Origin of the sequence: Streptococcus constellatus subsp. constellatus (assembly GCF_023167545.1) — a bacterium.
Classification (GTDB): domain Bacteria; phylum Bacillota; class Bacilli; order Lactobacillales; family Streptococcaceae; genus Streptococcus; species Streptococcus constellatus.
The window spans coordinates 1,103,824-1,127,965 of the sequence record NZ_AP014647.1 but is presented as its reverse complement, the minus strand read 5'-3'; the positions used below and the strand labels follow the sequence as shown (position 1 = coordinate 1,127,965).

24 protein-coding genes and 1 pseudogene are annotated in these 24,142 nt (G+C 32.3%); 23 read left to right on the top strand and 2 right to left on the bottom strand.

The features are described from left to right. Positions 1-222 precede the first annotated feature (222 nt). The 12 genes and pseudogenes from SCSC_RS09470 (at position 223) to SCSC_RS05505 (ending at position 12,785) form a co-directional block, all read left to right on the top strand. Positions 223-420 carry an MptD family putative ECF transporter S component gene (locus tag SCSC_RS09470; protein ID WP_306302101.1) on the top strand — a complete coding sequence of 66 codons (198 nt, stop codon included), beginning with the start codon at positions 223-225 and terminating at the stop codon, positions 418-420. Further along, positions 392-829 (top strand): annotated as a pseudogene (locus tag SCSC_RS05555) (MptD family putative ECF transporter S component); the annotation flags it as partial. The gene SCSC_RS09470 and the pseudogene SCSC_RS05555, both read left to right, overlap by 29 nt. Then, positions 829-1,545 carry an energy-coupling factor transporter transmembrane component T gene (locus SCSC_RS05550; protein ID WP_006270439.1) on the top strand — a complete coding sequence of 239 codons (717 nt, stop codon included), beginning with the start codon at positions 829-831 and terminating at the stop codon, positions 1,543-1,545. The pseudogene SCSC_RS05555 and the gene SCSC_RS05550, both read left to right, overlap by 1 nt. Positions 1,546-1,554: 9 nt before the next feature. Beyond that, the gene (locus tag SCSC_RS05545; protein ID WP_006270441.1) at positions 1,555-3,027 is read left to right on the top strand and encodes an ABC transporter ATP-binding protein; all 1,473 of its coding nucleotides are present in this window, start codon (positions 1,555-1,557) and stop codon (positions 3,025-3,027) included. 2 nt (positions 3,028-3,029) lie between these two features. After that, entirely contained in the window at positions 3,030-3,986 is a 957-nt protein-coding gene (locus tag SCSC_RS05540; RefSeq protein ID WP_006270430.1) for a helix-turn-helix domain-containing protein, read from the top strand. 96 nt (positions 3,987-4,082) lie between these two features. Further along, positions 4,083-5,852, top strand: a complete 1,770-nt coding sequence (locus SCSC_RS05535; protein WP_006270438.1) for an ABC transporter ATP-binding protein — start codon at positions 4,083-4,085, stop codon at positions 5,850-5,852. Next, complete coding sequence (locus tag SCSC_RS05530) at positions 5,852-7,600, top strand: ABC transporter ATP-binding protein (protein WP_006270455.1); 1,749 nt, start codon at positions 5,852-5,854, stop codon at positions 7,598-7,600. The genes SCSC_RS05535 and SCSC_RS05530 overlap by 1 nt, the downstream gene beginning before the upstream one ends. A 232-nt stretch (positions 7,601-7,832) precedes the next feature. After that, positions 7,833-8,243, top strand: coding sequence for a sigma-70 RNA polymerase sigma factor region 4 domain-containing protein (locus SCSC_RS05525; protein ID WP_006270427.1), 411 nt, complete (start codon positions 7,833-7,835; stop codon positions 8,241-8,243). Between the two features lie 489 nt (positions 8,244-8,732). After that, positions 8,733-8,900: a hypothetical protein gene (locus SCSC_RS05520; protein WP_006270451.1), complete on the top strand. Its 168-nt coding sequence runs from the start codon at positions 8,733-8,735 to the stop codon at positions 8,898-8,900. 83 nt (positions 8,901-8,983) lie between these two features. After that, positions 8,984-10,666: a recombinase family protein gene (locus tag SCSC_RS05515; RefSeq protein ID WP_006270433.1), complete on the top strand. Its 1,683-nt coding sequence runs from the start codon at positions 8,984-8,986 to the stop codon at positions 10,664-10,666. A gap of 201 nt (positions 10,667-10,867) precedes the next feature. After that, a complete protein-coding gene (locus SCSC_RS05510) occupies positions 10,868-11,332 on the top strand; it encodes a hypothetical protein (protein ID WP_006270426.1) in 465 nt (154 codons plus the stop codon). A gap of 76 nt (positions 11,333-11,408) precedes the next feature. Continuing rightward, positions 11,409-12,785, top strand: coding sequence for a DNA cytosine methyltransferase (locus SCSC_RS05505; protein ID WP_006270446.1), 1,377 nt, complete (start codon positions 11,409-11,411; stop codon positions 12,783-12,785). Between the two features lie 40 nt (positions 12,786-12,825). Here the strand turns inward: SCSC_RS05505 and SCSC_RS05500 are convergent, their stop codons facing one another. Together SCSC_RS05500 and SCSC_RS05495 are read right to left on the bottom strand one after the other, a co-directional pair. Beyond that, on the bottom strand, positions 12,826-13,044 hold the full coding sequence (locus SCSC_RS05500; RefSeq protein ID WP_236587540.1) for a hypothetical protein: 219 nt from the start codon (positions 13,042-13,044) through the stop codon (positions 12,826-12,828). A 75-nt stretch (positions 13,045-13,119) separates the two neighbouring features. Next, positions 13,120-14,040 (bottom strand): IS30 family transposase, encoded by a 921-nt coding sequence (locus tag SCSC_RS05495; protein ID WP_022524552.1) that lies wholly within the window; start codon positions 14,038-14,040, stop codon positions 13,120-13,122. A gap of 389 nt (positions 14,041-14,429) precedes the next feature. Here SCSC_RS05495 and SCSC_RS09425 point away from each other — a divergent pair, with 389 nt between their 5' ends. The 11 genes from SCSC_RS09425 (at position 14,430) to SCSC_RS05445 (ending at position 24,141) form a co-directional block, all read left to right on the top strand. Then, on the top strand, positions 14,430-14,552 hold the full coding sequence (locus tag SCSC_RS09425; RefSeq protein WP_006270720.1) for a hypothetical protein: 123 nt from the start codon (positions 14,430-14,432) through the stop codon (positions 14,550-14,552). Positions 14,553-15,007: 455 nt separating this feature from the next. After that, positions 15,008-15,493, top strand: a complete 486-nt coding sequence (locus SCSC_RS05490) for a thioesterase family protein (protein WP_003068625.1) — start codon at positions 15,008-15,010, stop codon at positions 15,491-15,493. A gap of 347 nt (positions 15,494-15,840) precedes the next feature. Next, entirely contained in the window at positions 15,841-16,770 is a 930-nt protein-coding gene (locus SCSC_RS05485) for a glycosyltransferase family 2 protein (protein ID WP_037566268.1), read from the top strand. Between the two features lie 42 nt (positions 16,771-16,812). Continuing rightward, the gene (locus SCSC_RS05480; protein ID WP_006270654.1) at positions 16,813-18,024 is read left to right on the top strand and encodes a hypothetical protein; all 1,212 of its coding nucleotides are present in this window, start codon (positions 16,813-16,815) and stop codon (positions 18,022-18,024) included. A 120-nt stretch (positions 18,025-18,144) separates the two neighbouring features. Then, positions 18,145-18,999 (top strand): dTDP-4-dehydrorhamnose reductase, encoded by an 855-nt coding sequence (rfbD, locus tag SCSC_RS05475; RefSeq protein WP_006270689.1) that lies wholly within the window; start codon positions 18,145-18,147, stop codon positions 18,997-18,999. A gap of 71 nt (positions 19,000-19,070) precedes the next feature. Beyond that, positions 19,071-20,345 (top strand): lipopolysaccharide biosynthesis protein, encoded by a 1,275-nt coding sequence (locus tag SCSC_RS05470; RefSeq protein ID WP_037566280.1) that lies wholly within the window; start codon positions 19,071-19,073, stop codon positions 20,343-20,345. Positions 20,346-20,351: 6 nt separating this feature from the next. Continuing rightward, entirely contained in the window at positions 20,352-21,299 is a 948-nt protein-coding gene (locus tag SCSC_RS05465) for a glycosyltransferase family 2 protein (RefSeq protein WP_006270721.1), read from the top strand. A gap of 26 nt (positions 21,300-21,325) precedes the next feature. Further along, positions 21,326-22,297 (top strand): glycosyltransferase family 2 protein, encoded by a 972-nt coding sequence (locus SCSC_RS05460; RefSeq protein WP_006270694.1) that lies wholly within the window; start codon positions 21,326-21,328, stop codon positions 22,295-22,297. Then, a complete protein-coding gene (locus SCSC_RS05455; RefSeq protein WP_006270700.1) occupies positions 22,294-23,010 on the top strand; it encodes a glycosyltransferase family 2 protein in 717 nt (238 codons plus the stop codon). Before SCSC_RS05460 ends, SCSC_RS05455 begins: the two co-directional genes overlap by 4 nt. Next, the gene (locus SCSC_RS05450) at positions 23,010-23,369 is read left to right on the top strand and encodes a DUF2304 domain-containing protein (RefSeq protein ID WP_006270722.1); all 360 of its coding nucleotides are present in this window, start codon (positions 23,010-23,012) and stop codon (positions 23,367-23,369) included. Before SCSC_RS05455 ends, SCSC_RS05450 begins: the two co-directional genes overlap by 1 nt. Beyond that, a complete protein-coding gene (locus SCSC_RS05445) occupies positions 23,359-24,141 on the top strand; it encodes a glycosyltransferase family 2 protein (protein ID WP_006270716.1) in 783 nt (260 codons plus the stop codon). Before SCSC_RS05450 ends, SCSC_RS05445 begins: the two co-directional genes overlap by 11 nt. Position 24,142 lies beyond the last annotated feature (1 nt).

Sequence of the window (24,142 nt, the reverse complement as noted above, 5' to 3'; positions counted from 1 at the left end):
ACTGTGCTTGCTACAAAAGATATAAAAGAATAGTTTGTAAAACAAGCATTAAGCAAATTATTATTATGATTATATCACAAGTAGTAGCTTTTATAAATCTTTTAGGAATGGTTTGTTTTATAAAAAGCAAACCATTCAGAGCGACATAGGGCTTTTTGGGGCGGAAAGAAAAAATGATAAATGCTATCATGATTAAAGTTAGTATCAGCTAATCAATATTATATGGACGAGGTGAGATATATGGAGAAACAAAATAAACTTGAAGCAAAGGACTTGATCAATATTGGAATTTTTACAGTAGTGTATTTTATGATTGAATTTGCTGTTTCAATGTTAGGATATATTCCGATATTTAATTTACTATTAGTTTTTTTTATGCCCATTAGTTTGTGGTATACCAAGCATATTCTATATAGTTAAGGTCAAGAAGTTTGGTGTAATTTCAATAACAGGAATATTATTAGGTCTTCTTTATATGCTAATGGGTGGTGGCATAGTTGTCCTCGCTTTTGGGATTATCTTTGGATTTTTAGGAGATTTGATAATAAAAAAAGGTAAATATGAACAATGGAAATATATTTCTATTGGATATAGCGTATTTTCTTTTTGGATAGTTGGATGTGTTGCAAGATTGTTTATTGGAAGAGAAGCATATTTGGCTAAGATAGCTGAAGGGTATGGTAAAGTATATGCAGAATCGTTGCGTATGTATACGCCATATTGGATTATTCCTGTGCTGTTTATTATTAGTTTTATAGGAGCATATTTAGGTTCGCTATTAGGAAAGAGTATTCTAAAAAAGCATCTTAAAAAAGCAGGAATAGTGTAATGATAGAAGAAACAGTAGTTAGATATAAACCATCATATATTACAATAGATCCACGCACAAAAATTTTTCTTATGGTAACTGTAACGAGCATCATGGCTACTGGAAGCAGTCATGGTGCTATGTTTTATTTGCGGCATCTTTTAATGGTTCTGCCCTTTATTGCATTATTTATTTCTAAAAAAGGTAAAGCAGCTATAAGATTTTTGATATTGTATTTGATTATATTTGCATTAAATTTTGTTGTTTTACCTTATACGACAGGATTTTTGAGTTTTTTGGTATTAGCAACAGTAGGGATATATACAAATATATTGCCGGGATTTATTATGGGTTACTATTTAATCAGTACCACTTCTGTTAGTGAATTTATCGCAGCTATGGAAAAACTTAAAGTGTCATATAAAATCATTATTCCATTTTCGGTAGTATTTAGATTTTTTCCAACAGTAAAAGAAGAATATATTTCTATACAAAATGCCATGAAAATAAAAGGTGTAACAATAAGGAAGAGTCCAATAGAAATGATTGAGTATAGATTAGTTCCTTTGCTAATATCTGTAACAAAAATTGGTGAGGAATTATCTGCATCAGCTTTGACAAGAGGGTTAGGATCTCCGATTAAAAGAACTAATATTTGCAAAATCGGACTAAAAAAAATAGATTATTTTCTGCTTTTACTTGCGAGCTTATGTTGGGTTGTTTTTATATTTTTTTAGGAGCGAAATATGATTGAATTTAAAAATGTATCATTTAGATATGCAGAACAAAAAAAATACTCCATTCAAAATATAAACATAAAAATTAAGTCAGGTCAGATAGCTTTGGTTTGCGGAACTTCGGGTAGCGGAAAGACTACTTTAACTAAATTAATTAATGGCTTGATTCCCAATTATTATAATGGGGAACTTAATGGTACTGTGTGTATAAATGGAGTTGAAGTTAGTAAAATCCCGTTATATGAAACAGCGAAATATGTAGGAAGTGTATTTCAAAATCCTAAAACTCAATTTTTCACAATTGATACTACAAGTGAATTGGCATTTTGTTTGGAGAATTTTGGATTACCTGAAAAAGAAATTGAAGATAGAATACTAAAAGTAAGTAATGAATTAAGTATTGAAAACTTAATGGGGAGAAATATATTTAACTTATCAGGAGGAGAAAAGCAAAAAATAGCATGTTCTTGTGTTTTTGTAAGTGGGCAAGAAATAATTGTATTAGATGAACCTTCATCTAATTTAGATATTTCAGCAACTATGGAACTTAGAAAATTAATTAAATTATGGAAAGAACAAGGCAAAACAGTAGTAATTTCTGAACATAGAATATATTATCTCAAAGGCTTAATAGATAGAGTAATTCATTTGAAAGATGGAAATATCTATGGTGAATACACGGAAGAAGAATTCAATAAATTCATGGAAAAAGATAAATGCAAAGCTGGATTAAGACCTTTGGATTTAAATACTTTTCCATTTTGTTTGAGCAATGAAGTTAAATGTGAAAGCCAATTTACAATTTCTGATGTAATATATAGTTATCAGAAAGGTGGGTACATACTAAAAATAGGAGAGATAAAGTTACCACAAAATAGGATTATTGGCATCATTGGTCATAATGGTGCAGGAAAATCAACATTTGCTGATTGCTTGTGTGGAATAAGTAAAAATGATAAAAGTGTAATTTCTTATGGGGGTAGATTATACTACAAAAAGAAGAAATTTAAATTGTGTTTTTTAGTTATGCAAGATGTTAATCACCAACTATTTACTGAAAGTGTTGAAGATGAAATGTTGTTGTCCATGACACAAAAAGATAAAAATAAGTTGTATAATATACTAAAAGAATTAAATCTATATTCACTTAAAAATAAGCATCCGATGTCATTGTCTGGAGGGGAAAAACAAAGAATTGCAATAGCGAGTGCGTTAGTTTCAAGTAGGGATTTTATTATTCTTGATGAACCTACAAGTGGATTAGACTTATTTCACATGAGAATGGTTGCTGATGAATTAAAGAAACTTAAAAGTAGAGGTAAGTCTATTTTTTTGATAACTCATGATTATGAGATGCTATTAAGTTCTTGTGATTATATTTTACACTTAGAGGATGGCAAAGTTAAAGATAGTTATTTTTTAGATGGAGAAGGTATAAAGAAAATAAAAAAATATTTTATAAGAGAGGAAGTGAGTCCTTAAAAATGTTAAATACGAAAATGATTGAAGAAAGTATGGAATTGTTAACTCGAAGCAACACTTGCTCTACATATAAAATGGGAGTTGATGGAGAAGATGGAACTGTATTATATTATAGTGTTTGCCCAGGAATTTCAGTAATGTATAATAACTTTCATATTGAAAAAGGACCAGATAGAGTTATAAGGGACAGTAATTCTTTTAGTATACACTATTGTATTGAAGGTAGGATAGAAGCGGAAGTTTCATCTGGAGAATATTTGTATTTAGGTGCTGGTGATGTGTTGCTTGAAAAACTTGATTCCAAATATAGATATTGTAGCTTTCCAACAAAACATTATCATGGGATAACAATCACTTTTTCTCCTGATGAAATGGATGAAAATTTGAATACATTATTGTTAAATTTTTCAATAGATATTAATAGAATTAAGGAAACATTTTTATCAAAGTATGTACCTTTTGTTATACATGAGGATGTGATTATTAATCATATTTTTGAAGAACTTTATAAAATTCCGGAACTGTTAAAATATGATTATTTAAAATTGAAAGTAATTGAACTGTTGATGCTCTTGAGAGTAGTAGAAAATAAAAATGGGAATTATAAAAATCAATATTTTTACAAATCGCAGATTGAAAAAGTAAAAGATATTAAAGAGTTTATAACAAATAATATTGAAGAGCATTTTACGATGGAAGAATTATCACAAAAATATGATATTCCGTTGTCTACATTAAAGAAATGTTTTAAAGCAGTTTATGGAGAGCCTATTTATCAATTTATTAGAAATTATAGGATGAATATAGCCTCGACATTGTTGATAAAAACAGATGATTCTATTATCGTTATTGCTGGCAAGGTTGGATATACAAATAGCAGTAAATTTACTGAAGCGTTCAAGAGTGTTATAGGAAAAACTCCGACAGAATATAGAAAAACAGTTATCCAAACAGAGTGAGTACACACTGTTTAGAGGAGAAATAAAATAGAATATTTTTTAAAATAGAATTGTCAATAGAATTGACAGTTCTATTTTTTTAGGAGGTTAAAAACTATGAAACAAAAAAGTTGGATTTCAATAGCTTTTTCGTTTGCATCGCAATGCAAATGGAGAATAATTTTATCGGTAATTTTTGCCATTATAGGAGTATCCGCTGGAATAGTGCCATATTGGTGTATATACAAGATTATTACTTTGTTTGTAAATAAAAATATAATCTTAAATCAAATTTTATATTACTGTATTATAGCTGTTTTGGGATATGGAGTTAGATATTTATTTCATGGTATTTCAACAACATTGTCTCATTTTTCTGCATATAAAATACTTGAAAACATAAGGCTGAGTTTGGCTAAAAAGTTAATTGATGCTCCTTTAGGATATGTATTAGGGGAATCTGTCGGAAAACTAAAAAGTGTAATAGTTGATAGAGTAGAAACAATTGAGTTGCCATTAGCCCATGTGATTCCTGAATGTATATCGAATATAACTCTTTCTATAAGTGTGTTTGCTTATTTGGTGTTTATAGATTGGAGAATGGCGATTTCCATGTTAATTACAGTCCCAATTGCAGGAACAGCGTATATGCTTATGATGAGAAATTTTAATGAGGAATATGCAAAATACATGGAAACAAGCAATTATGTTAACGGAGTAATTGTTGAATATGTAGAAGGTATTGAAGTAATTAAGGCTTTTAATCAATCAACCAATTCATATAAACGATTTGTAGAAGCTATAGAAACCTTCAGAGACTCAACACTGGCGTGGTATAAGGGTGTTTGGAAATATATGAATTTTGGTAACGCAGTACTTCCATCTACATTTTTGGGTGTGTTACCAGTAGGATTGATACTCTATTTGAACGGAGAAATCTCCCCACAGAATTTAGTTATTTCTTTAATTTTATCATTGGGAGTAGTGGGACCTATGATGAATTTTACTAATTATATAAATGAAGCAAAAGCAATAGAATATGCTTTACATGATGTAGATAAATTACTTCAAATACCAGTATTGAGTAATTCAAAACAAGATACTGAAATAACAGACTATAATATCAAACTTCAAAATGTTTCTTTCTCATATGATGGAAATATGGCGAACAAAGTGTTATCTAAAATAAATTGTATCTTTGAAAACAAACAATTCATAGCTTTAGTTGGACCATCTGGTAGTGGAAAAACGACAATAGCGAGATTAATAGCAAGATTTTGGGATACCACAGAAGGAAATATTTATATTGGTGGAAAGGATATTAAAGATATACCTATTTCAAAGTTAAATGAATTAATCAGCTTTGTTACACAAGACACATATCTATTTAACTGTTCTGTTAAAGAAAATATTAGATTAGGGAATCCGGAAGCAACAGATGATGAAGTTTTCCAAGCAGCAAAATTAGCTTGCTGCGATGAATTTATTCAAACATTAGAAGACGGATATGACACAATTGTGGGAAATGCAGGAAATAAATTATCTGGTGGAGAAAAACAGAGGATTTCTATCGCAAGAATGATTTTAAAAAATTCTCCAATTGTTATATTGGATGAAGCTACTGCATTTACAGATCCTGAGAATGAAAGCAAGTTACAACAATCTTTAGGTGCATTATCGAAAGGAAAGCTATTGTTGGTAATAGCTCATAGGCTTTCTACTATTAAAAATGCAGACAGAATTTTTGTCATAAATAGTGGAGAAATTCAGGCGGATGGAAAGCATGAGGAATTATTAGATACTAATAATCTTTATAAAAATATGTGGCTTGCACATATTGGGGCAAAAAATTGGTCTGCAAATTCAAACGGGAAGGAGGAGTTGTAATGTTCAGAATGATAAAAAGGCTTATAAATTGGACTGGAAATTTTAAAAAGCGTATCTATATAGGGTTTGTATATGCTTTTATAAATAGTATTTTCACATCAATGCCAATAATTCTTGCTGCATACGGATTGAAATTAATTTGGAATGATTACAATGGTGTTCAACAAATTGATTATAAGCAGATATTATATATAAGCATTTTAATGATTATTGTGGTAGGTGGGAGATTTGTATTTTCTTATTTAAGGGCGTGTTCACAAGAAAGTGTAGGTTGTGAAGCTACTGCAAAGCAGCGTATTCGATTAGGAAATATTTTGAAGCGAGTTTCTCTTGGATTCTTTAATAGCAATAATATGGGCGAAATTTCTTCTGCAGTTACAACAGACCTTTCTTTTATTGAAATGTTATCTATGAATATGATTAATACTGTTGTTAATGGATATATTACAGTTTTCGTGATGATCTTGTTTTTGCTATTTTATTGCCCATTAGCAGGAGTTGTTTCGTTGGTTGGAGTAGTTTTATCTGCGATATTCTTATATATTGCAGCTAAAATTAGTGATAGAAATGCGAGTTTGCATCAGAAAGCTCAAGATGACATCGTGGAAAATACAATTGAGTTTTTAAGGGGTATGCAAACAATAAAAGCATTTAAACAAGAAGGAGTATCAATTAAAGGGATTGAAACAGCATATAAAAATCATAAGGATCTCAATATTAGAATTGAAATAGAAAACTGTCCGTATAATTGCTTGCATCAATTTATTCTTAAAGCGGCATCTATTGGAATAGTGGCAGTAAGTGCGTATTTAACATATGTTGGTAAAATGGATTTTGACATAATGGTAATGATGGATATGTTTTCATTTGTGATGTTTAGTCAAATAGAGCCTTTGAGTAACGCAATTCATGTTATAGAAGTTGTGAATAAAACATTAGATAAATTGTCCAAGATAGAAAATGCGGAGATTATAGATGAGAATGGTAAAGAGGTTGATTTAAATCATTATGATATAAAATTTTCTGATGTTTGTTTTTCGTATGATAAAAAGCAGATATTAAATAATATATCTTTTGACATTTACGAAGGTAGTACGACTGCTATTGTAGGTCCATCTGGTAGTGGAAAGACAACTATTTGTAATTTGATAGCACGATTTTATGATGTAAATAGTGGGTCAATCACTATTGGAGGTCATAATATAAAAGATATAACCTGTGATAGTTTATTAAAGAACATATCAATGGTATTTCAAAAAGTATATTTATTTAATGATAGTATAAAAAATAATATATTATTCGGTAATCCGAGTGCAAATGATGAAGAAATTATAGAAGCATCAAAAAAAGCACATTGTCATGACTTTATTTCAAAATTACCTAATGGATATGACACTATTATAGGAGATGCGGGAGCAACATTATCTGGAGGTGAAAAACAGCGTATTTCAATAGCAAGAGCTATTCTAAAGGACGCACCTATTGTAATTCTTGATGAAGCAACAGCAAGTATTGATCCTGAAAATGAGCATTTGATTCAAAAAGCAATAAGCTCTCTAACGAAAGGTAAAACGGTCATTGTAATTGCTCATAGGTTAGCAACAATACAAGACTCAGATCAAATATTAGTTATTGATAACGGCAGAGTGGTTCAGCAAGGCACTCATAGAGAATTAGTTGCTCAGGATGGTACTTACAAAAGATTTATTGATATTAAAGAAAGTGCAGAAGGATGGTGCATTAAATGAATTAAATGATTAGGAGGAGTTATGATAGCGTTACAATTTTTAGAAATAGTATGTAGATCAAAGAATTGTTTTTGGGATTTGTAATTTATCATATATTCCATTTTTATATCTATATTTATATATTGAAAAAACAATCAAATTCTTTCATTACAGAGGACTTCTTATGCCTATGTGCAGGAGTCCTCCTTTTTTTGTCTTAAAACGCAGACAAAAAAGAAATGGAGGAAATAAAATGCCAAAAGAATATTACCTTTATGTCAACGGACAAAGGGTTAAAGTCAGCGAGCAGATATATAAAGTCTACTGGCGAGAAAAAGAACACGAAAAGTATTTAGAGCAGGTGGACAAGAAAAACCACTTGCTCTTTTTTTCATCGTTGGATCATGACGGACATTTTATAGATAATATTGTTGATGAAAGTGTTGATGTAGAAAAGATTGTGGAAACACAAATGATGATTGAAGCAGTCAGAAGTGCTACATCAAGGCTCAATGCAGAAGAAAGAGATATTATTGAACGCTTGTATTTCAATGATGAAACGATTCGTTCAGTAGCAAAGCTCAAAAGTATTACACATCCAGCTTTAATCAAAAGAAGAAACAAAATTCTTGAAAAACTGAAAAAATTTATCGAAGAACTTTAAAACTTCGGTAACCAAAGAGGTCAAATTTTCCTTATGTAAAGTGAAGGGGAGTTTGACCTCCTTTACTTTGATAAGAGATATAGCCTATTTATGCAAACAGGAAGATGTAAAGAAAATCCCTTTCAAATATTTGTTCTTTGACAACTGAATAGACCATGACGGGACTTTTAATTACTTAGTGAGCGTAAGAAATTTACGCCAAGACTTTCCTGCTGAAAAAATTCGGTTTAAATGAATACTGTCAAAGATAAGGATATAAGGAAACGAGCGATAAATAAATTTTCTTAAAGCAAAGAACAAGGATACTTTGTGAGCTATGACCTGAGTAATGATAATGATACTTCTTTAGTGAAAGCCGGCTCATCTTAACAGGGGCGGTGGTGAGATTCCAATGTTGCTGATCCAAAGCACCCGTCAATGTCATGAAACTTAGTTAAATGAGAAAGTTATATATTGATTATATAAGAGTTTGAAGAAAGGGGGATGTCTGTGGATAAAGACTGGAATGGATTGGCTGATTTGATAGCAAATCTTATTACAAAGTATGCTGGTGTTTTAGATTTGGATAATCTGCCAGATCCAATGCCAGTAAATAATAACATTGAAAATGAAGATATTTTTGACATAGCAAAAAAGCAGATTGAGAAAAACGAATAAAAGTGCTATAATATACTTGAAATACAAGTCCAAACTTTTTCGGAAACTATAAAGATATAGAAAAATATATTGAGGTTAATGCTATGTCAAAAGAAAAAACAAAAGTATACCTCTACACAAGAGTATCTACATCAATACAGATAGATGGCTATTCTTTAGAGGCACAAAAATCAAGAATGAAGGCGTTCGCCCTTTATAATGATTATGAAATTGTAGGAGAATATGAAGATGCGGGCAAGTCTGGAAAATCTATTGAGGGAAGAATACAGTTTACTCGCATGATGGAAGATATAAAATCCGGAAAGGATGGAGTATCTTTTGTTCTTGTGTTTAAGCTGTCAAGATTTGCAAGAAATGCTGCTGATGTTTTATCAACTCTACAAACAATGCAAGATTTTGGAGTCAATTTGATTTGTGTTGAGGATGGGATTGATTCATCCAAAGATGCAGGTAAATTGATGATTTCAGTTTTATCAGCTGTGGCTGAAATTGAAAGAGAAAATATTCGTGTTCAAACAATGGAAGGGCGTATTCAAAAGGCAAGAGAGGGCAAATGGAATGGAGGTTTTGCTCCTTATGGTTATCAACTTATTGATGGGAAATTGATAATCAATGAGGAAGAAGCAATTGCGATACGAACTATTTTTGATCAGTATGTAAATACAACCATTGGAGCCAATGGACTTTCTAAATACTTAGAAAATCATGGTATAAGAAAAATTCCAAGACAAAATGGGAAAAATCCATTGTTCGACGCAGGTCTTATAAGAAAGATATTAAAAAACCCTGTATATAACGGGAAAATAGCCTTTGGAAGAAGAACTTTAGAAAAAGTTCATGGAACAAGAAATGAATATAAGCAAGTTGAACAAGATGAATATTTAATAGCTGAAGGTATTCATGAAGCTATAATTTCTGATGAACTATGGCAAGCAGCTCAAGTTAAGTTAAAATCTCAAGCAAAGAAATATGAGCATGTGAATAAAGGGAAAGATACACGCACACATCTGCTTTCAGGAATTGTAAAATGTCCGATATGTGGAGTGGGAATGTTTGGAAACAAGTGTATCAAGAAAAAGAAAGATGGTACAAAGTATAAAGATTTTTATTACTATGGCTGTAAACATAGGCATATGATAAGAGGTCATAAATGTACTTACAATAAACAAATCAGAGAAGAATTGTTAGATGATGCAGTTGCTGAGGTAATTATAAAGATAGTAAGCAATCCCAAATTTGCTTCTATGATGCAAGAAAAAATTAACATGAAGGTAGATACCTCTGAAATAGAAAAAGAGATAGATAATTACCAGAAAGAATTGATGAAGAGCCATTCTACGAAATTTAAGCTAATTGAGGAAATAGATAATTTAGATGCTGATGATAAGCACTACAAACGAAGAAAACAGGACTTAGACGATAGACTTTATCGTATGTATGATAAGATTGAAGACTTAGAATCATTGTTAATTGATGCGAAAGCAAAGAAACAAACTATTGAAGCTGAGAAACTTACAGGAGATAACATATATAAGATTTTGATCTATTTTGATAAACTTTACAAGGTAATGAATGATGTAGAGCGTAGACAGTTAATTACAACTTTGATTTCTGAAATTCAAATTTACGAAGAAAAGCAACCGAATGGGCAATGGCTAAAATCAATTACTTTTAAACTTCCTATCATCGATGAAGATTTAAATATAGGTTTGGACAATGATGAGCATGTTGAGACGGTAGTTTTGCTGTCAAGAAAACACAATTAAATATTAAAAAAGCTTGAAATAAGGCGTTTCCGAGCATTCTTGTACTCCTTTTGGGTTGCCTGGATGCTCGGATTTTTTTTGTTGTGTAGAAGTAATAATTAAGTTTAGAAATGTGGTCGAGTTGATAGGTTGAAAATAGGTATAGTTGAGTTGATAGGATTATTTTGGATAAGGTTGAGTTGATGGAAGGAGTGGGATTAAATGAGAGTTATGCTTTTAAGTTTTAAAGCAGATGTCTTTGATCGAGTAAAATCGGGAGAAAAAATTTATGAACATAGGAGAGTTTTTCCAGATGAACCTGTAAAAGCATATTTGTATGTAAGCACACCGGTTAAATCAATAGTAGGCATTATGCGATTGGAAAATAAAGTTAAAATAGAATCGTGGAAGGAAAAGTATTCATATGACCAGGCTGCTGTGACAAAAATTGAGAATTACATTAATAAACATACTGTTGCTATGGAAATTACTGAATTTCAAATGACGAATGCAATACCATTGGAACAACTACGAGAGGAACTTCCTGGGTTTGTTGTTCCTCAAATGTATTATTACATAGAGGAGTCAGACTTACTAAAGTATCTTGAGACTAATCTCGTGCCAACCGGGGATGTCATAAAGCATTCATTTGTGAATATTCCGGCAGATTTGATTTGTACCCATTAGGCTATCTTGGTTTAATGAAAGCAATATGATATAATGGGTCTATAAAAATTTGCGAATTAGAAAAGAGGAAATACCATTGATAGATACAACGAATTTATTAACAGTTACAGAAGTTTCTAAGAGGTTGAAAGTAACTGCTCAGTCGGTTAGAACGTTAATTAAAAACGAACATCTAAAAGCAGAAAGAGTAGGAAGCCAGTGGCTTACATCAGAAGATGATCTGAAGAAATATTTAGACGAATATGATGTTGTTATAGAGCCAGATGACCATGAAAGACTTAATGATGATATTCCGCCAATAGTTGCCTTGAGTTTTTTCTCGGGTGCTATGGGATTAGATGTTGGAATGAAAAATGGCGGAATTGAAGCTTTACTAGCATGTGAATTTAATAAAGCATGCAGGATGACAATAGAAAAAAATAATCCAGACATCGGCTTAATTGGAGATATTACGAAATTCAGCTCTGAGGAAATTCTAAAGATGGCTAAGGTCCCGGAAGGCAGAAAGGTAGATATTATTTTTGGGGATCCACCTTGTCAAGCGTTTAGTACAGCTGGAAATAGAAAAGCTTTTGATGATGAACGAGGAAATGTATTTTTGAAATATCTAAGCATTATTTCAGAAATCAAGCCAACATATGTTGTAATCGAAAATGTACGAGGGCTATTATCCACTCCATTTAAATACGGTGATTTGGAGGAACCAATCAAGGGTGGCGCAATGATGATAATCCTTGATAGGTTAAAGGAAATGGGTTACTCGGTATCATTCAACTTGTATAATGCTGCATATTTCGGTGCTCCTCAAATTAGAGAACGAGTAGTGATTATTGGCAAACTTGGTGACGAAAAGGTAAGCTATTTACAACCAACACACAATGAAGATGGAACAGATGGCCTAAAAAAATGGAGAACATTAAGAGATGCATTTGATAATCTTCCTGAAGATGTGGAAAAACACTACATTGAATTTCCGGAAAAAAGATTGAAGTATTATAGGATGCTAAAAGAAGGACAGTATTGGAAAGACCTTCCTTTAGAGATGCAAAAGGAAGCAATGGGTAAATCATTCTATCTTGGTGGGGGAAAGACCGGATTCTTAAGAAGATTATCATACTCAAAACCATCACCTACCCTTGTAACGAATCCAACGATGCCGGCAACCGATTTGGCACATCCTACAGAGGATAGACCTTTAAGTGTTGAAGAATATGCTTGCATTCAGGAGTTTCCACAAGATTGGAAAATTTGCGGAGCAATTCTTGACCAATATAAGCAAATAGGTAATGCAGTACCAATAAAGTTGGGAGAGGCAATTGCAAAAACGATTCTTGATGATATGCAGGGAAAACACTATGAAAATACTGGTTTTTCGTATTCAAGATATAAGAATACGGATGAGATCTCCTGGACGAATTTTATGAAAAAAGAATTAGAGAAAGCACAAAATTAAAACAACGGGCAGCTGTATATTAACAGTTGCCCGTTGTAAATTATTTATCAGAAATAATATCTGTATTTTGAGATGCGGTAGTACGCAAAAAATCCTGGTAAGATTCTTCGTTCATATTACAGTTAGCAGCAATACCAGTTGTAATATGTGCGTTAATAATGGAATTAAGGGAATCCCATTTATATGCTGGAAGTTTTTGACCACCAACAGTTCTAGTACCGAGTCTATACCATTTTTCGATAGTAGTGCCAGTTCTTATTGCACTTGAAGAACTGTTCTCTGTGTTGGATTTGTTTTTTATTTGAGATAAATTGCAAAAAAAAGTGCAACAAATCTAAAATTCATCCATAAGAGCCTCAAATGCTGTTTTGTAACCTAAGCATTTTCTTGGACGGTGATTTATAGCAAGTAAAGCATTTACTAACGATTCATCAGTAATGTCGGTTAGATTAGTCCTCTTAGGAAAATATTCTCTAAGCAATCCATTTGAATTTTCATTACTTCCTCTTTTCCAAGATGAATAAGCGTCCGCAAAGTAAAAGTCTATTCCTAAAGCTTCCACTTGAGGATAACAAGCAAATTCTTTTCCTCTGTCTGATGTAAATGTTTTTAAAAAGTTCTTAGGAAAAATCTTCTGAAGTGTTTCTATGACTGAAAACATTGACCTAGCTGATCGGTCAGGTATTTTAAATGCCAGATAAAAACGTGTTTTTCGCTCTACAAATGTAGCCAAGCATCCTTTGCTTTTCCCTCTGGAAGAAACCATGGTATCTAATTCCCAATGACCGAAACTTTGCCTCCTCTTCACTTCTTTAGGTCGTTTGGAAATAGGTTTACCAATAATGAATTTCCCTCTAGTCTCATGGGGTTCACGTATTTTACCTTTTCGTCTTAACGTCTCTACACTAACTTCGAGTTGGCCATTATATATCCAATTATAAATCGTTTTAAACGATACGATTGGCTTATTTTCGTACTGATAACGCCCATGAATCTGCTCGGGTGTTAAATGACGTTCTATATCTTTCTTCATCAGTGAAGTACATGCAGTTTTCCTTCCCTTAAGTCTAGATAATTCCTCATATTGCCTTTGTGCTTCTTCGGCAGAATATTTATTTGGACACTGTTTGATTTCTCGGCTAATTGATGAACGGTGAAAATCTAACTTAGTTGCAATATAGGACTGATTAAAACCTGCTTCAAGATATGCTTCTATCTTTAGCCGATCAATTATGGTAATATGTAAGTAGCTCATAGGATCTCCTCGTGTCTGTTTGTGTGCTTACTTACAGTTTACACGATTTGAGAACCTATGGGTTTTTTGTTGCACTATATTTTGCAATTTATCATATGAAAAACAAGAAAATAAGGCAAGAGCTCTAGTTTTACATGCTTCTCAAATTGAAGCTGGTGAGATTAAACGGATGTATCATGCAATTCATTTGATTGATAATACCGATTTTCTTTCAACTCTGGATAATCCAAAATCATATAATGATGCTAAAGGAGGAAATGACAAATTCGAAATTTAGCGTGATATCTATCAACAAGATTATGTTACAAATGGAGTATTAGAAGCTAACATTAAGCCTTTTGAAATTGAACAAGCGAAATATTCAATTGCTGATTTAAAAGAAATCGCACATGATGAAGTTCAAAAAAAAATATAATCAATTTGCAACAATTCTTCGTAAGTATAATGTTGGCGGACGTGAAAATGCCTTCGATAAACTCGTCAATCTCTTCTTAGCAAAAATTGTAATATAGAACATCAGAATGAAGCAATAAAACAAATAGAAAAATTAGAAGATTTGATTGTGATTGAAGAAAGTAAGATTGTAGAAATTCAAAAACAGAAAACAGATATCTTAGAAAGATATTTAAATGAATAAAAAGTATTTTTGAGTAGGTGTAACATTTACCTGATTTAAATCTGTTGAATTCCAAGGGCAAATCAATCAATTTTATTTCTCAGCATAGATAATCGTCAAGCATATATAGGAAACATTCTCCTCTTTGTCAAGTCTAAATTTTTAGCACTCTCATTCAGACTAAACGAACTGAATATTTTCAAGCTGAGCATTTCTCACGCCACTTTTCTATAAATTTTGCTTAGACGAACGATTAAAATATTTTGAATCTATTTCGTATTTACTCTTCATAAAAAGATTGATATAATAGCTTTGAAAGCGTTTAAAAATTCAATTTAAAAAGGAGATTAAATGACTTTAGAAACAAAAAACATTGCCATTCAAGATACTTATGGCAATCGATTCCAACATTGTTGGGGATGTGGTCCTAAGAATGAGTCAGGCTTGCATTTAAAAACTTATCCTAGTCTTGATGGAACAAGCTGTATTAGTAAGATAACACCAGCTCGCCAGTATACTGGTGGTGTTCCAGCTAATCTATTTGGTGGCATGATTGCCATGATTTTTGATTGTCACGGTACCGCTTCAGCAGCTTGGTTTGCCCATCAAAATAAGGGGTTAGATTTGACAGAAAAAACGGTGATTGGACGATTTATTACCGCTCGATTGGAAGTAGATTATAAAAGTCCAACACCTATTGATGAGGAAATTACGGTTGTCTCTCGACTTGAAGAATTGGGTGAAAGAAAAGTCATTGTGACAATGGAGATGATAGTAGCGGATCAGGTACGTGCCAAAGCAAAAATGGTAGCAGTAGCAGTGAAAGATAATATGTAACGGATTTTCCCTTGGTTCATTACACCAAGGGATTATTTTGATTATTTAAAAAATCTCTTTAATATTAAATTAATAGTAAACATCTCAGTTAAAACGATGAAGAAATGACAATAAAGCTTTAGAAACGATGGATTTCATCGCAAAAATATTTAACCAGCATTTAGTCTATGTAAAATTTGTTTTTTTAATGCGGAATTTTTGGTATAAAATAAAAGTATCTTGATTTATAGAATTGAGAATTTCTTGTTTCTTTTATGGAAATAGTAGAAAATGGAGCGTAGATGTAGTATAATGCGATTGTTATGGGTTTTAATTTTAATAAGGTAAATCTTAAGAAAGGGCGAAAAATGACAATCTCAATCATTATCCCTTGTTTTAACGAGGAAGAGTCGCTTCCGTTGTTTTATGCGGAAATGGAAAAAATTAAATCTCAGATAAATGATCATTTTGAATATATATTTGTCAATGACGGCTCAAAAGATAGAACTTTATCTATTTTACGAGAGCTCAGTCAGAAAAATAATAGTGTTCGTTATCTCTCTTTTTCGCGAAATTTTGGGAAAGAAGCAGCTCTTTATGCTGGTTTGCAGCATGCAATGGGCGATTATGTAACTGTTATGGATGCGGATTTGCAAGATCCACCTGCATTATTGATTCAAATGAAAAATATGCTAGATGAAAATGCTGAATTGGATTGCGTAGGAACGCGTCGTACAACACGCGAGGGAGAACCTCTGATTCGTAGTTTTTTTGCGAAGATGTTTTATAAATTGATTAATAAAATTAGCCAGGTTGAGATGGTAGATGGAGCGCGTGATTTTCGTCTTATGCGCAGACAGATGGTGGATGCCGTTTTAGAGGTTTCTGAGTATAATCGTTTTTCCAAAGGGATTTTTGCTTGGGTAGGTTTTAAGACAGAATATTTAGAATACAAAAACGTTGAGCGCGTAGCAGGTCAGACGAGCTGGAATTTTTGGCAGTTGTTTAATTATTCCTTAGAAGGAATTATCAATTTTTCAGATGCTCCATTGACAATAGCTTTTGTGGGAGGGGTTGTTGCCTGCTTATTGGCATTTTTCCTTATCATTATTGTCATTATTCGTACCTTGATTTTTGGGGATCCTACGTCTGGCTGGCCTTCGATGATTTCAATTATTCTCTTTCTAGGTGGTTTCCAATTATTGACGATTGGTATTTTAGGTAAATATATAGGTAAAATATTCATGGAAACAAAGAAGCGACCAATTTATGTAATTAAGGAGAGGAGTAAAAGATGATGCTCATTTTCCCTATCATGGATTTATTAAAAAGGAGATATTATGAAAGCAAAAAAGACTAAGGCGATTCTATTTTTATCCGCATTTTTTTATGCAATTCAATTTTATATGAACAACAAAATTACTCCTGTAGGAGACCAAATTGCATTTTTAAAATACGCCAAAGAATTTAAATTTGATTACTTTCTGTTTGGATTGGATCGCTATTTGACTTGGAGCAGTAGATTGCTAATTGAATCTGCGACACTCTTTTTTTCAGTTCATGAAAAATTCTTTATACTTGCAGCTTTTTGTGCGACTATTCTTTTGTTGATAGGAACCGTAAAATTGGTTCCTACTTTGCCTTGGCTTCCTGCCTTACTGATTTTCATTTTCTTTCCGGCAACTGAATTTTTAAGCGCAGGCTCTATTCCAACTTATATAAATTACTTATTTCCGGCTTCGTTATTGATTTTTTCACTTTTTCAAAAGCATTCCAAGAAAAATTGGATGAGAGTAGTGTGCGTCATATTCTTTTCTTTTGCAGTGATGCAAGAACAATTAGCGGTTTATGCCTTCTTGTGGCTTGGTTTTGAGTTGTTCGTCTCTAAAAAAGCTAATCGAATGACGAATGGCATCTATTTTCTACTTTCTGTTCTAGGAATTTTATCTGCAAAACTATCGCCAGGAAATGGAGTTCGATTTGCAAAAGAAGTTGTCACTTGGTTTCCTAATTTTCCAAATTTAAATATTTTCCAAAAAGTAGGATTAGGTTTTCTTGAAACAGGTGATAAGATGTTATCTATTTCATTTTCGTTTGTTATATTATTTTTAATAGTCTTGCTTATTTATTCAGTTCACAAGAAAAATATTATAGCGATCTCTTTGAGTGGTTTTGTCTTATTCAATATTTTTTCACAAAAATTTGGATGGAACAATCTATTTGGAACGCTATCAGGTATTAGTAAAGTAGCCAGAGAATCAGGAACGTTTTCTTTTAATATTACTTACTTAGGAGCAGTTGCTTTTTATGGTATATTGTTATTGATGATTCTTTATTCCATGTGGTTAGTTATTCCAGATATGAGAGAAAGAGTCTGGCTCATTTATTTATTTGTAATAGGTTTTGCTAGTCGCATGCTGATATCATTATCACCGACTTTATATGCTTCAAATACCAGAACATTTTTACCCTTTATGATTAGTTTGTTTATCATCACCTGTAAGTTATTGTGTGACTTATATATTCAGTGCACTAATCAAAAGAAAGTCTAATGCTATCGATTCTTGTCTCTTAAGAAAGATAAATAGATAAGTATATTTAAGCAGATTTTTTCTGCTTTTTTTGGTATAATTAAGTTCATTGAATGTTTATTATTCAGAAAGGAATGTCAAATGATTTTAATTACAGGTGCTAATGGACAACTTGGGACAGAACTTCGTTATCTTTTAGATGAACGCAACGAAGAGTATGTGGCAGTTGACGTGGCAGAAATGGATATTACCAATGCCGAAATGGTTGAGAAGGTCTTTTCCGAAGTGAAGCCAAGTCTAGTCTATCACTGTGCTGCCTATACAGCAGTTGATGCGGCGGAAGATGAAGGAAAAGAATTGGACTATGCAATCAATGTTACAGGAACTGAGAATGTTGCTAAAGCAGCAGAAAAGCATGGAGCAACACTTGTTTGCATCTCTACAGACTATGTCTTTGCTGGAGATAAGCCAGTTGGGCAAGAATGGGAAGTAGATGATCGACCAGATCCTCAAACAGAATATGGTCGCACGAAGCGTATGGGAGAGGAGTTGGTTGAAAAATATTCTAGCCGTTTCTACATTATCCGCACAGCTTGGGTCTTTGGAAATTATGGAAAGAACTTCGTTTTTACCATGCAGAATTTAGCCAAAACACATAAAACCCTGACGGTTGTTAATGATCAGCATGGTCGTCCAACTTGGACGCGAACGTTGGCTGAATTTATGACTTACTTAGCAGAAAATCAAAAAGAATTTGGTTATTATCATCTGTCAAATGATGCTGCCGAAGACACGACTTGGTATGACTTTGCAGTAGAAATTCTCAAAGACACAGATGTGGAAGTACAACCGGTTGATTCCAGCAAATTCCCAGCCAAGGCTAAGCGGCCTTTCAACTCAACTATGAGTTTGACCAAGGCCAAGGCAACAGGCTTTGTCATTCCGACTTGGCAGGATGCCTTGAAAGAGTTTTACAAGCAGGAAGTGAAAAAATAAGCATAGAAGCAACCTTGTGGTTGCTTTTTTAAAGGGAAATTATGGTATAATTGGATAAAGGTTTATTTATATTGAAAGAGAGTTTGATTATATTGAAAGTGGTGTCGCCGCAAAAAATTTTCTTTTGGAATATTCTGGGGAGTCTATCTTCAGCAGCTGTATCTGTTATTTTATTATTTCTAGTTACTCGTACTTTATCTAGTGAGTCGGCTGATTTATATAGCTTTGCTTATGCAATTGCGAATTTACTAGTTATTGTTGCAGGGTTTCAGGTTAGGGATTTTCAAGCGACAGATATTAAAGAAAAATATTCATTTGATGCCTATTTGACTACTAGAGTTTTAACTAATATTTTAATGATACTAATTTTATTAGGATATTTAATTTTAAATTCTTCTACTCATGCAAATTTTTGGATTATATTTTGGGTATCATTTTTTAGAGTTAGCGAGGCGCTTTCGGATGTATTTCAAGGCTTGTTCCAACAGAAAGAACGATTAGATATAGCCGGTCAATCATTATTTTTTAGAAATATAATTTCAACTATAACATTTGCTTTTTTGTTATTGTTTTCTAAAAATCTTCTTTTATCTGTTGTGTTTCAAACGCTCGCCTCTTTCACAGTAGTTCTTTTTTTTGATTTTCCAAAATCTAAGTTGTTTCATCGTATTAATATCGCTACAGTAAAGCTAAAAGATATTTATAGTATTTTAAAGGACTGTTTACCTTTATTTATAAATGCTTTTTTATTAGTTTCAATCTATAACCAACCCAAGTATGCATTAAACGATATTTTTAACAAAGGATTGATTGAAGCGGGAGTGCAGAGAGATTTTAGTATTTTATTCACTCCAATTTTTGCGATGAATCTAATGATTGTTTTTTTACGCCCCATGATTACACAACTAGCAATTTTCAAGGAAGAGAAAAAAATTTCTCATTTTATTACATATAAAAATAACTTGTTTAAGATTTTGTGGGTAACAAGTGTTTTGATTTGTTTAGCTGGAGCGATTGCTGCTATCCCTGTTTTAAATATTGTTTATGGAACCAAGCTAAATCAATATCAAATTAGTTTCTTTATACTTTTGTTAGGTGGTATTGCTAGTACGTTTTCTACAGTATGTGATAATATTTTAACTGTTTTTAGAAAACATCATTATTTAGTTATCTCATTTTTAGCAGGTTATCTTGTATCCATTTTTTCAGCTGAGCCGCTGGTATCCCAATACGGAATCTTTGGGGCTTCCTTGTCTTTCCTTATCTCTATGATTGCTTGGTTGAGTGTCTCGCTAATTATTTATTTTATGACCAATCCATATACTTTTTTGAGAAGGAAAAAATAAGAACTTATGAAATTTTCAATTATTATACCTGCCTATAATGTGGCGGATTATTTAGAAAAATGTGTTAAGAGTGTCTTAATTCAAGAATTTAAAGATTATGAAATTTTAATCATAAATGATGGGTCAACTGACACTACTGCAGTAGTCGCTGATAAATTGTCTGTAGAGAATCCCAATAAAGTAAGGATTTTTAATCAAATAAATGGTGGAGCTTCAAAAGCAAGAAATACTGGTATTGAGTATGCTCGTGGGGATTATTTATTATTTTTAGATGGCGATGACTTTTGGAGTGATCAACACTTTTTGAGTCAACTTGATGAAATGACTATAGATTACATCAATGATGTTATCGTTTTTGGCTACAGTTATTTTTATGATGATAAAATTTTAGGTTTTCCTATATCTATGTTTGAAGAAAATATTTTAAAAGCTACTTGCTTTGGAATATTTAATGGTCCAAATTGGAATAAGTGTGTGTCGAAAAAGTTGTTTCAAAATGGCTTAAAATTTCCAGAGGGAATGGTGTCTGAGGATAGTTTATATTGTTCCCAGATCTTAAAAATGACAAAGAAATTTTCAATTCTTAATAGTACTCAATATATGTATCGACAGAACCGCGAAGGAAGTTTAACTAATGTTGTGAAAGAAAAAAATGTTCAAGATACTCTCGAAGGAATCAGGATGGGACTTTCTGACTTGAAAAACTATTCAGTTGAAATTCAAAAAGCTTTAAATATCTATTTTACAATCTCATATATCTCTATATTACCTTATGTAAATCAATACATTAATAATTTTGAAATTAAGGAATTGCTTTACCAGTATAAGTATTTGCTAAAGTATGCAAATTATATAGAGAATCGAGCATTTAAATTAACAGGCCTAGTAGCCAAGTTATTTGGGATAAAGTTTTCGATAAAACTATTTCCTGTTTTATTGAAGTTTTATAAATAGATTAGTCTAGTTACGAAAGGGAAAATATGTCTAAACCAGCTATTTCAGTTATTGTTCCAGTTTATAATGCACAAGATGGAATTAAACGCTGTGTAGATTCTCTTTTGAATCAATCATTTAAGAATTTTGAAATTATTTTTCTAAACGATGGTTCGAAAGATAACTCTTTAAATATTTTAAAAGACTATGAAGTGAAGTATAGTTTTATAAGAGTAATTGATAAACAAAACGAAGGAGTGGCAGTAACTAGAAATAAAGGAATTCTTCTAGCTGAAGGAGAATATATTATGTTCATGGATAATGATGATTTTGTTGATAGTGATTGCATTGAAACTTTTTATCAGGCTATCCATGAGAAAAGGCTAGACTTAGTTATTGGTGGCTACAAGCGCGTTAATCAGGATAACCAAATTATCTTTAGTCAAGACATACAACAATCAGAGTGGTCCAAATATATTATAATGGCTCCTTGGGCCAAAATTTACCGGACTGAGTTCTTGAGAAAAAACAATCTAGAATTTTTTGACTATGGTATAGGAGAAGATATTATTTTTAATCTAACTGCCTATAAGACAACAGATAAAATAGGATTGTTGGACTATAAAGGATATAATTGGTATTACAATAGTCAGAGTATTTCTAACACTTCTCAGAGAGGTTTTTCTCCTGAAATTGATATTTTAGTTCTTTTTGCAAAAATATTAGAGTTGGGTCAGCCATCTGAGTTAGTAGTATATTACTTGAAAAGGTATTACGTTTGGTACTTACTTTTTTCAGGGAGATCCTCATCAGATCAGGAGTTTATTCATCAGTATATTAGGATTAAAAAATGGTTAAAAGAGAATGAACTTATCAGTACTATCTCTCCATTATCTAAAAGGGTTCAGGGAGAAAGGTTTCAAACTAGACTTTCTCTGATTGTTTTTTTGAGTTTGGAAAAGTTAAGGTTAATTCCATTATTTGCTAAAATTTATTGTAAAGGGAAGAAAGATAATTGAAAGTTTTAATGATAATTCCTGCTTATAATGAGGAGGAAAGTATTTTAAATACGGTTCTGAGCATTATAGAATATCGGAAGAAAGTTGATTTTGACTTAGACTATGTGGTTATCAATGATGGTTCGGTTGACAGAACCAAAGAGATTTTGGATAGCCATGATCTGAATGCCGTTCATTTGGTTATGAATTTGGGGATTGGTGGTGCTGTTCAGACAGGATACAAGTATGCCCTTGAGAAGAATTACGATGTGGCCGTACAGTTTGACGGAGATGGTCAGCATGATATTGAGTCGCTGGATGCTTTGTTGGAGCCTATTCGTCGTCAGCAGGCGGATTTAGTTGTTGGCTCTCGTTTTATCGGTGACAAGGCTTCGGAATTTCAGACGACTTTTATGCGTCGATTTGGTATTACGATTATTTCTGCTTTTATTAAATGTACAACTGGAAAAAGAATTTTAGATACCACATCTGGTTATCGCTTGGGCAATCATAAGATTATTCGACAGTTTGCGATGCGCTATCCTATTAAATATCCAGAACCAGAGTCTATCGTTCATATTTTAAAACGAAAATATAGAGTAGTAGAAGCTCCGGCAAATATGTTTGAGCGTTCTGGCGGAGTTTCTTCCATAACGCCTATCAAATCAATTCGGTATATGATTGAAGTTTGTTCATCTATTTTGATTGCTGCTTTTATGAAAGAGAGTGAATAATGTCTATTTTGTCTATTGCTATGCTGGTTGCTTCTGTTTTATTTTTATATTTTGTGTTTAGAAATATCAATAGGAATAACATATTGTTTGAGCAAGCCTTTATGTGGATTGTGATTGGTTTAGTATTGATTATTATTTCAATTTTTGATTTCATTCCAGTTTATTTTGCTCAACTTTTAGGTTTTGAATTGACCTCAAATTTTTTGCTTTCTCTGGCAGTTTTTTTCTTGTTAATTATCGTATTTCTTCATACAATTGCTATTTCTAAACAAAAGGAGCAGATCAAGCAGTTGGTGCAAGAATTATCAATTACAAAGCAAAAAATTTCTGAATTAGAAAGCGAGAAAGATGAAAAATAACCATACTTGGGTGATTTGTGCTTATGGGGAAAGTGAGTTTTTAGAAGCTTGTATTTTATCTCTGAGGGCTCAGACAATAAGATCGAAGATTATTTGCTATAGTTCGACCCCTCTTGATTCCATCAGGCAACTTTGCCAAACATACGAGATTCCTTTTTATACTAAAGAGGGTGGAGGGATTGGTAAAGATTGGAACAATGCACTTTCATTCGTCAATAGCCAGTATGCAACTATTGCTCATCAAGATGACTATTATGAGCCAACTTACCTAGAAGCTGTGCTGCAAAAAATAGAGCAATCTAAAGATGTTTTAATTGCTTATACAGATTACTTTGAAGAAAAAAATGGTGTCAAAATTTTAGCTAATAAGAATCTAAAAATCAAGACATTTATGCTCAAAGTATTGAATATAATGCCAGCTAGCCATTTCTGGAGAAATCGAGTATTAGCTTTAGGAAATCCTATCTCATGCCCGGCCGTTACCTATAATCTGGCTCGGATCAAGGAGTTTCGCTTTGATGAAAAGATGCGGGTCAGTCTAGATTGGTATGCCTGGTATAAGATTAGTGAATATAAGGGACGATTTGCTTTTATCTCTGAAAAACTTATGTGTCACCGGATTCATGAGGAGTCAGAGACGACCAAAACCATTTCAGACAATACTCGAACCAAAGAAGATTTATATATGTATCAGCTCTTTTGGCCTAAATGGATAGCCAAGCTGATTAATCGTGCCTATATAAAAAGTCAAGATTCTAATTCTAATGACTAGA